This is a genomic window from uncultured Sphingomonas sp. (genome assembly GCF_964021865.1).
Lineage (GTDB): Bacteria > Pseudomonadota > Alphaproteobacteria > Sphingomonadales > Sphingomonadaceae > Sphingomonas.
Map to the genome: position 1 here is coordinate 1 of NZ_CAXIAM010000093.1, position 5,734 is coordinate 5,734.

Annotated in this window: 5 protein-coding genes; all 5 read left to right on the top strand. The window is 71.9% G+C overall.

Annotated features, from left to right (window positions below):
• The coding region (locus AADI75_RS15815) for an isoaspartyl peptidase/L-asparaginase (protein WP_341209946.1) at nt 1-378 on the top strand (378 nt) is incomplete at its 5' end.
• A complete protein-coding gene (locus tag AADI75_RS15820; RefSeq protein WP_341209947.1) occupies nt 375-1,127 on the top strand; it encodes a copper homeostasis protein CutC in 753 nt (250 codons plus the stop codon). The genes AADI75_RS15815 and AADI75_RS15820, both read left to right, overlap by 4 nt.
• Before the next feature lie 84 nt (nt 1,128-1,211).
• Nucleotides 1,212-2,246: an SIS domain-containing protein gene (locus AADI75_RS15825; protein WP_341209948.1), complete on the top strand. Its 1,035-nt coding sequence runs from the start codon at nt 1,212-1,214 to the stop codon at nt 2,244-2,246.
• Nucleotides 2,243-3,373 carry an N-acetylglucosamine-6-phosphate deacetylase gene (gene nagA / locus AADI75_RS15830; RefSeq protein ID WP_341209949.1) on the top strand — a complete coding sequence of 377 codons (1,131 nt, stop codon included), beginning with the start codon at nt 2,243-2,245 and terminating at the stop codon, nt 3,371-3,373. The genes AADI75_RS15825 and nagA overlap by 4 nt, the downstream gene beginning before the upstream one ends.
• Before the next feature lie 24 nt (nt 3,374-3,397).
• On the top strand, nt 3,398-5,734 hold a 2,337-nt coding region (gene ptsP, locus AADI75_RS15835), incomplete at its 3' end, for a phosphoenolpyruvate--protein phosphotransferase (RefSeq protein ID WP_341209950.1).

A 5,734-nucleotide genomic window follows, 5' to 3' on the forward strand; every position in this document is an offset into this window, starting at 1 on the left:
ACCTCCGGCATGGCGTTCAAGATGCGCGGCCGTGTCGGCGATTCGCCGCAGGTCGGCGCGGGCCTGTACGTCGAGCGTGGCGTCGGCGGCGCGACCTCGACGGGCGTCGGCGAAGAAGTGACGCGCGTTTCGGGCAGCGCGCGCGTCGTGGCGTCGCTGCGCGCCGGTCTTTCGCCGCAGCGCGCGTGCGAGGAAGTGGTGCGTCATATCGCCAAACTCCGCGGCGATGCCATCAAAGGCGTGCAGGTCGGCTTCCTCGCGCTCGATCCGCGCGGCGATGTCGGGGCGTTCTGCCTGCTGCCCGGCTTCACCTATGCCGTCACCGACACCGCCGGGCGCACCGTCGTCCACAAGGCGCCGTCGCTGTTCGCGGCATGACCCGCCGACTGCTCGAGGTCTGCGTCGAGGATGCACACGGCATCGCGGCGGCGGTGGCCGGCGGCGCGGATCGCATCGAGTTGTGCGCGGCGCTCGACGTCGGCGGGCTGACCCCGCCCGCCTCGCTGGTGCGCGCGGCAGCGCAGGCGCCCCTGCCCGTTCACCTGCTCGCGCGTCCGCGCGCCGGCGGGTTCGTCCATGACGCCGCCAACCGCGCGCTGGTCGCCGACGACATCCGCACCGCCGCCGAAGCGGGGCTGGCCGGGATCGTCATCGGCGCGAGCCTGCGCGACCATCGCCTCGATCGCGAAACGCTGGCGGCGTGGATCGCGCTCGCTCGCGATCTCGGCGCGGCGCGTGGTCGCCCGCTCTCGCTGACATTGCACCGCGCCTTCGATCTCGTGCCCGACCTGCCCGTTGCGCTGGAAACCGCGGTGGCGCTAGGCTTCGATCGAATCCTCACCTCCGGCGGTCAGCCGCAGGCGGTCGACGCGGTGCCGATGCTGACGACACTGGTGGAGCGCGCCGCGGGGCGGATCGTGATCCTCGCGGGCAGCGGCGTCTCGGCGACGACCCTGCCCGCGATACTGGCGAGCGGCGTCACGGAAGTGCACGCGTCATGCCGCGCGCCCCTGCCCGAACAGGACGAAACGCTCACCCGTTTCCGGTTCAGCCCGGCGACCGCGAAAGCGACCGATGTTGAGACGGTTGCCGGCCTCATTACCATGCTTCGCGCGGCAGAGACTTGAACAATACCAATGTATGACTTAATCCGGTAACAACAGGGGGGCGGCACACCGGGTCCGCGCCGTTCGCCAGGGAAGCGCCACCACATGCCCGACGCCGATCAGACGTTGATGTTCGCCGAGGCGGCCGAGTCCGCCGATGCGGTGGGACGGACGCTCGCCACCAATCGCGAGACGCTGCGCGAGTTGGCGCGCGACCTGCGCGCGACGCCGCCCGCGGTGGTCGTTACCTGCGCGCGCGGCTCGTCGGATCACGCCGCGACCTACGGCAAATATCTGATCGAGACGTTCGTCGGGGTGCCGGTCGCCTCCGCGGCCCCCTCGGTAGCGTCGGTCTACGAATCGGCGGTAAAGACCCCGGCCGCGCCGCTGTGCATCGCGATCTCGCAGAGCGGGCGCAGCCCCGACCTGCTCGCCACCGTCGCCGCGCAGAAGGCGGCGGGCGCACGGATCGTCGCGTTGGTCAACGACGCCACCTCGCCGCTGGCCGAGGCTGCCGATACGGTCGTGCCGCTGATGGCCGGCCCGGAGAAGTCGGTCGCGGCGACCAAATCCTATATCACCGCGCTCGCCGCATTGGCGCTGCTGGTCGCCGAATGGTCGGGTGACGAGCGGCTGCACGCCGCGGTGGATGCGCTGCCCGAGCGGCTCGCGACCGCCTGGGCGCTCGACTGGAGCGAGGTGGTCGATCTGCTCGTCGACGCCAACAATCTGTTCGTGATCGGCCGCGGACTCGGCTTCGGCGTCGCGCAGGAGGCCGCGCTCAAGCTCAAGGAAACCTGCGCGCTCCACGCCGAGGCGTTCAGCGCCGCCGAGGTGCGCCACGGCCCGATGGCGATCGTGAACGAAGGCTTCCCGCTGCTCGCCTTCGCCACCTCCGATGCCGCCGGCGACGGCGTGCGCGAGGCGGCGGCCGAGTTCGCGGCGCGCGGCGCCCGCGTCGCGCTCGCCGATGCGCGCGCCGATGGCGCCAGCCACCCGCCAGCGCTTGCCGATCATCCCGCGATCGAGCCGATCCTGACGATCCAGAGCTTCTATCGCATGGCGAACACTCTGTCGGTTGCACGCGGGCTCGACCCGGATGCGCCCCGCCATCTGAGCAAGGTCACCCGCACGCTATGACGCGGCACAGCTTCACCAACGGCCATATCGTCACGCCTGGCGGCGCCTTGTCCGCCGCGACGATCACGGTCGACAACCAGATCATCACCGCGATCGACGCGCAGGTCGATGCCGATGCGACCGATCTCGACGGCGGCTGGGTGATGCCCGGCTTCATCGATACGCAGGTCAATGGCGGCGGTGGGGTGCTGTTCAACGACACGCCGACCGTCGAGGGGCTGGCCGCGATCGCCGCGGCGCACGCGCGCTACGGCACCACCGCGACGATGCCGACGCTCATCAGCGACACGCCCGAGGCGATCGCGCGCGGGCTCGACGCGGTCGATGCCGCGGTCGCGGCCGGGGTTCCGGGGGTGATCGGCATCCATGTCGAGGGGCCGGTCATCAACGTCGCGCGCAAGGGCATCCACGACCCGGCCCGCTTCCGCGCGCTCGACGACGACATGCTCGCGCTGCTCACCGCGCCGCGGCGCGGCCGAGTGATGGTGACGCTGGCGCCCGAATGCGTGTCGACCGATCAGATCGCGACGCTGGTCGCGGCCGGCGTGCGCGTCTGCCTCGGCCATACCGACGCCGATTACGCCACCGCCACCGCAGCCTTCGCGGCGGGCGCGAGTGGGGTGACGCACCTTTACAACGCGATGTCGCCGCTCGCGCACCGCGCGCCCGGCGTGGTCGGCGCGGCGCTCGACAATGACAGCGCATGGTGCGGGATCATCGTCGACGGCTTCCATGTCGACGATGCCGCGCTGCGCATCGCGCTCCGCGCGCGCCCGGCCGACCGCTTCATGCTGGTGACCGACGCGATGCCGTGCGTCGGCGCCGAGACCAAGGACTTCGTGCTGCAGGGCAAGCCCATCCACGTCGAGGGCGGGCGCTGCGTCGGGGCGGACGGGACGCTCGCCGGGTCGGACCTCGACATGGCGGGCGCGGTGCGCGGCGCGGTGACGCGGCTCGGGCTGACCCCGGAGGCGGCGGCGGGGCTGGCGGCGACCAGCCCGGCGGCGTTCCTCGGCCTGTCCGGCGAGCGCGGGACGCTGGCGGTCGGGCAACGCGCCGACTGGGCGATCCTGACCCACGACCTTTATCCCGCCAGCACCTGGATCGGCGCGCAGCCGGTCGCCTGACCCCAGTTTCTACCCGGAGACGCCATGGCTTCCCTCTCGCTCTACGCACCGCTCGAAGGCTGGGCCTGCTCGCTTGACGACGTGCCCGACGCGGTGTTCGCGGAGCGGATGCTGGGGGACGGTGTTGCGATCGACCCGACCGGCGATACGCTGGTCGCGCCGTGCGATGCGCTGGTCATCACGGTACAGCCGACCGGCCATGCGATCACGCTGCGCACCGCCGAGGGCGCGGAACTGCTGATCCATATCGGGCTCGACACGGTCGGGATGAAGGGTGAAGGCTTCGAGACACTGGTCGGGGCCGGCGACGCGGTGACGCGCGGGCAACCGCTGATCCGCTTCGACCTCGACCGGATCGTCCGCGAGGCGCGCGCGGCGGTGACGCCGATCGTCGTCACCAATGGCGACCGCTTCACGATCGCGCACCGCGCAGCCGGCGCGATCGTCACAGCGGGCGATGCGGTGATGACGCTGACAGCGCACGACGGACAGGCGCAGCAGGTGGCGGGCGACGGTCCTTCGGCGACGCGCACGATTGTCGTGCCGCTGCCGCACGGCATCCACGCCCGCCCCGCCGCGCGGATCGCCGAGGTCGCGCGCGGCTTCGACGCCGTCGTGACGCTTGCGAAAGGCGGCGAACCGGTCGGCGCGACCAGCCCGATCGGGCTGCTGTCGCTGATCGTCGCGCACAACGACCGGGTGAGGATCGCGGCAACCGGCGCACAGGCGGCGGCAGCGGTCGAGGCGGTCGCCGAACTGATCCTCCACGGCATCAAGGAAGACGCCGCTCCCGCCGCGCCCCGCCCGGCTCCACCGGCCGCGCATGACGTACCTGAGGGCGCGATCGCGGGCGTCACCGCCGCGCCGGGGCTGGCGATCGGCGCGGCGTTCCGGTTGCAGGTGAACGATCTGGCCGTCGCCGCGGACGGCAAGGGAGTCGCCGCCGAGGAAGCCGCGTTCGAGGCCGCGCGCACCGGCTTGATCGAGGACCTGACCGAGCGCGCGGCGACCGGCCCCGCCAGCGCGCGCGCGATCCTCGAGGCGCACGCCGCGATCCTCGACGATCCGAAACTGATCGCAAACACCCTGATGGCGATTACGCGCGGCAGCAGCGCGGCACATGCGTGGCGCGAGGCGATCCGCCCGCAAGCCGATGCCTTGCGCGCCGGCGGCGACCCGCGGCTGGCCGAACGCGCCGACGACATGCTCGATCTCGAACGCCAGCTGATCGCGCGGCTGGTGGGTGCCGAAGAGGAAGTGGTGACGCTGCCCGCCGGCGCGATCCTGCTCGCCGACGATCTGCTGCCGTCGCAATTCATGGCGCTCGATCTCGACCGCGTCGCGGGGCTGGCGATCGAACATGGCGGACCGACCTCGCACGTCTCGATCCTCGCCGCCGCGCGCGGCGTGCCGACCCTGGTCGCACTCGGCAGGGCGTTGCGCGATATAGCGGACGGAGCGACAATGGTGCTCGACGCCAGCGCCGGCTGGCTCCACCCTACCCCATCCCCCGACCTGCTCGCCGACGTGCAGGGCCGCGTTGCCACCGCCGCCACGCGTCGCGCCGACGCGCTTGCGCGCGCCGACGAGGAATGCCGCACCGCCGATGGCGAGCGGATCGAGCTGTTCGCCAATTGCGGCTCCCCCGCCGACGCCGAATATGCGGTGCGCAACGGCGCGGAGGGCTGCGGGCTGCTCCGCACCGAATTGCTGTTCCTCGATCGCGATACCGCGCCCGATGTGGCGGAACAGACCGCCGATTATCAGGCGGTGGTCGACGCGCTCGACGGGCGACCGCTCATCATCCGGCTGCTCGACATCGGCGGCGACAAGCCCGCGCCGTATCTGCCGATCGACGGTGAGGAGAATCCCGCGCTCGGGCTGCGCGGCGTCCGCGTCGTGCTCGCGCATCCGCAAATCCTCGAGGATCAGCTGCGCGCGATCCTTGCCGTCCGTCCGCTCGGGCGCTGCCGGATCATGGTGCCGATGATCGCGGGCGTCGATGAATTGCTCAAGGTGCGCGCGGTCCTCGACCGGCTGACCGGCGGCGCGCGCGACGTCGAACTTGGCGTGATGGTCGAGACGCCGGCTGCCGCGATCGGCGCCGACCTGCTCGCCGCCGAGGCGGACTTCCTGTCGATCGGCACCAACGACCTGACGCAATACACATTGGCGATGGACCGCGGGAACGCGGCGGTCGCGGGCGCGCTCGACGGGCTCCACCCGGCGGTGCTGCGGCTGATCGGCGAGACGGTGCGCGGCGGCGCGCTGCGTCACCGCTGGACCGGCGTGTGCGGCAGCCTCGCCTCCGATCCGCTCGCGGTGCCGATCCTGCTCGGGCTCGGCGTCACCGAATTGTCG